Here is a 3,560-nt window from a genome sequence, read left to right as displayed (position 1 = left end):
GGGGGACTTGTCCGGCCTTTCCCCCTCCACCACCGCCTGCGGCGGCGGTCCCCCTCCCCGAGACAAGCTCGGGGAGGAATTAGCTCAGCGGCAGCTCCAGCCTCACCGTCAGTCCTTCGACCTCGCCGGTGGGCGAAAGCCGGTTCGCCAGCACCAGTGCGCCGCCGTGCTGGTCGGCGATGGCCCGCGCCAGAGCCAGGCCGAGGCCCGCCCCGCCGGTCGCCTTGTTGCGCGAAGGGTCGCCGCGGACGAAAGGATTGGTCATGGCCTCGATCTCGTCATCGGGGATGCCGGGGCCGTCGTCCTCGATGCGGACCACGGCGCGATCGCCTTCCTTTTCCAGCCCCACCCGCGCGCCGCCGCCGTAGCGAAGGGCGTTGTCGATGAGGTTGCGCAGGGCGCGCCGCAGCCAGGTCGAGCGCAGTTCGAGGACGGTGCGCTGGGTGTCGCCGAGATCCACCGGCTCGCCCATGTCCTCGTATTCCTCGACGACCGAGGCGACGAGGGCGGACAGCTCGGTACGCTCGCGCGGGTCGCTCGGGCGGCCGACGCGGGCGAGCGAGAGGATGTCGTCGAGCGTGCGCACGATGTCCTCGATCGTCGCGGCCATGCGGCCGCGCTCGGTATCGTCCTCGACCGATTCGATGCGGACGCGCAGGGCCGCGAGCGGGGTCTTGAGGTCGTGGCCGATGGCGCCCAGCATCACGTCCTTCTCATCCAGCATGGCGACGATGCGCGCTTCCATCGCGTTGTGCGCGACGATCAGGCGCTGCATGTCGTCCGGCCCGCTGGGATCGAGCTGGCCGGCCGAGCCGGGGCTGACGGCGAATTGCTCGACCCGGCGGGTGAGCGCGGCCAGCGGCCTGGTGATACGCCGCAGGATGAGCGCGACGGCGCCGACGAGCACGAGGTAGATGATCACGGTCTGCACGATCAGCGGGCGGATCATGACGTTGAAGGCGCGCGGGCTGCGCACGCGGGCGACCATCCAGCTGGTCTTGCCTGGCTGCTTGACGCCGACCACCAGCAAGTGATCGTCCATCATCTCGCTGACTTCCGGCCCTTCGAGCCGGCCATGCGCGGCGCGTTTGTAGGTATGAGTGCGGGCGAACGCATCCCGGCCGACGGTGCGGTGGACGACCACGATCTGCGAAGCGGGAAAGTCCTGTTCGGCCAGCGTGTGCTGCAGCCGCTCTTCCATGTCGGCGTCCCGCTTTTCGCCGGTGCGCAGCGGGGAGCCCTCGCTGAGTTCCAGCGGGAAGCCGCGCAGGGGCGGCCCACCGAAAGGCGCACGATCCCGGTCCCGATCGTTGCCGCGCAGCATCCGTCCAAGGGCACCGCGTCCGCGCGTCTCGGCAATGAGCTTGAAGGCGACGGCATTGCTCATGCCGGCCTCGTAGCCCTCGCGCTGGGCGCGGTAGACGAGCAGGGCGCCGATGCCCTGCACCAGCAGCAGCGCCGCCGCCACCGCGAGCAGCATCTGGCCCATCAGGCTGCGGGGCCTGATCACGGAAGGGATCGCAAGGCGCATCAGTCCTCTATCGGTACGCGGCGCACGTCCGCCGCCAGCATGTAGCCGCCGCCCCAGACCGTCTGGATAAGCTGGGCGTTGCGGCTGTCCTGCTCGATCTTGCGGCGCAGGCGGCTGACCTGGTTGTCCACCGCGCGGTCGAACAGGTGCGCCTCGCGGCCCTGCACCATGTCGAGCAGGCGGTCGCGGTTGAGCACTTGCCGGGGGTGTTCGAGGAAGGCCATCAGCAGCCGGTATTCCACCGAGGAAATGGCGACGACCGCGCCTTCGGCATCGATCAGGCGGCGCTTGAGCGGATCGAGCCGCCAGCCTTCGAATTCGAAGGCCTCGTTCTCGACCGGCGCGGGCGCGGCGCGCGAGGCGCGGCGCAGGACGCTGCGCACGCGGGCGACCAGTTCGCGCGGCTCGAAGGGCTTCACGACATAGTCGTCGGCGCCGATCTCCAGCCCGACGATGCGGTCGGTCGCTTCACCGCGCGCGGTGAGGAAGATCACCGGCACGTCCTGCGCCTCGACCAGATGGCGGCAGAGCGACAGGCCGTCCTCGCCGGGCATCATGATGTCCAGCAGGACGAGGTCGAATTTGGCGTCCCGCAGGCGCGAGCGGGCCTCGGCCGCGCTCGACGCCTGGACGACGGCGAACCCCTGCCGCGACAGGTAGTCGCCCAGGGGTTCGCGAAGGGAAGCCTCGTCGTCGACGAGCAGCAGCTTGGCCGGAGAAGGAGCAGGCGCGGTATCGTTCATCTCTAAATCCATGGCGTTACCGCGCCTTCCTGTCAGTTCGCAGCCTTCTTGTCAGCCTTCTTGGTCTCCCAGCGGGCTTTGCGCTCGTCTATGTGCGCCTTGCGGGCGGCTGCGCGCTCTTCCTTGGTCACCTTGCCGTCGTGGTTGGTGTCCTGCGCATCGAAGCGCTTGAGGGCAGCGGCAATGAACTCGGCCTGGGTGACGGCGCCGTCGTTGTTGGCGTCGGCCTGCTTCTCCATCATCATGCCGCCGCGATGGCCACCACGACCCATCTTGCCGTGCGTACCCCTATGCATTCCGGCGCGCATGCCGTCATGCTCGCCGCCGGGAGGGGGCGGGGGAGAAGCGCCGTCTTCGCCAGCCGGAGGCGGGGGCGGCGGGCCGTCCTTGCCGTCAGGACCGGGGCCGCCGGGGCCACGCCCTTCGGGACCGCGATCGGCCATGAACTCGGCCTTGGAGATCGAGCCGTCTCCGTTGGTATCGAGCTTCGCGAACATTGTCTCGCGCATCTGCTGGTGCATCAGTTCGCGGTCGGCCTTGTCGAGCTTGCCGTCCTTGTTGGCGTCCAGCCTGGCGAAGAGTTCGGTCGCGCGGGCCTGGGCCTCGGCGCGGGTGATCACGCCGTCGCCGTCGGCGTCCATCTTCGGATGCTCCATCCGGGGCTTCTGGGCTGCGGGTGCGTTGTTGGCAGGGGCCTGGGCGCAGGCCACGCCGCCGATCGTCAGTGCAGCAGCCGAAAGGCCGAGCAGCAGGGTCTTCATCGAGGTCATGTGTCTTGTCCCGTAACAATTGGATGAGAGCCACAGGACAGCAAGGGAAGGGAGGGGGAAGAACTGTCCTGCGGCTCTCTATGGTCCTGTCTAAACGCCGGTTGTCGCGCAGTTGTGCCGGGACATGCGTTTATTGTCGTCAATTGTCACAAGTAGAACGGGGCGTTCATCTGCAAGCTATCCCTCCCCGCGCTTGTCTTGGAGGAGGATTTAGCGCGGGCGGCCCTGTGTGCCCATTCCCGCCGTCACGAACAGCGCGCTCACGGGTTGCGAGACGTCGGCGGTGTGCCACACGCCCGCCGGGTTCACGATGTACTGCCCCGCCTGCAAGGTCTCGGAATGGAGGCGGCCATCGGGATATTCCTGGATCAGCGTCATTTCGCCGGAGAGGCACACGACCAATTCGTCGCCCTCCGGGTGCATTTCCCACGAATCCCAGCTGGTCGAGAAATCGTACATGCTGACGAGGCGGCCCTCCTTCCCATCGGCTGCGGTGCGCTCCCCATAGGCTGCGTA

At 68.1% G+C, this 3,560-nt stretch carries 4 protein-coding genes; all 4 read right to left on the bottom strand.

Features of this window, described 5'->3' with window-relative positions:
• Nucleotides 1-79 precede the first annotated feature (79 nt).
• Entirely contained in the window at nt 80-1,531 is a 1,452-nt protein-coding gene (locus tag ACYPYD_RS18380; protein WP_459664678.1) for a sensor histidine kinase, read from the bottom strand.
• The gene (locus ACYPYD_RS18375) at nt 1,531-2,274 is read right to left on the bottom strand and encodes a response regulator (RefSeq protein ID WP_008827791.1); all 744 of its coding nucleotides are present in this window, start codon (nt 2,272-2,274) and stop codon (nt 1,531-1,533) included. The genes ACYPYD_RS18380 and ACYPYD_RS18375 overlap by 1 nt, the downstream gene beginning before the upstream one ends.
• A gap of 32 nt (nt 2,275-2,306) precedes the next feature.
• Nucleotides 2,307-3,044, bottom strand: coding sequence for an EF-hand domain-containing protein (locus ACYPYD_RS18370; protein WP_459664676.1), 738 nt, complete (start codon nt 3,042-3,044; stop codon nt 2,307-2,309).
• Nucleotides 3,045-3,254: 210 nt separating this feature from the next.
• On the bottom strand, nt 3,255-3,560 hold a 306-nt coding region (locus ACYPYD_RS18365), incomplete at its 5' end, for a cupin domain-containing protein (RefSeq protein ID WP_459664674.1).

This window comes from Novosphingobium sp. 11B (assembly GCF_054589055.1).
Note: the sequence above shows the minus strand (reverse complement) of the source record. Positions and strands in the feature narration are given on the sequence as shown.

Bases quoted from the DNA above. Each gene is read 5' to 3' on its own strand.
- ACYPYD_RS18380 (WP_459664678.1), bottom strand. From the start codon at position 1,531: ATGCGCCTTGCGATCCCTTCCGTGATCAGGCCCCGCAGCCTGATGGGC.
- ACYPYD_RS18375 (WP_008827791.1), bottom strand. From the start codon at position 2,274: ATGAACGATACCGCGCCTGCTCCTTCTCCGGCCAAGCTGCTGCTCGTC.
- ACYPYD_RS18370 (WP_459664676.1), bottom strand. From the start codon at position 3,044: ATGACCTCGATGAAGACCCTGCTGCTCGGCCTTTCGGCTGCTGCACTG.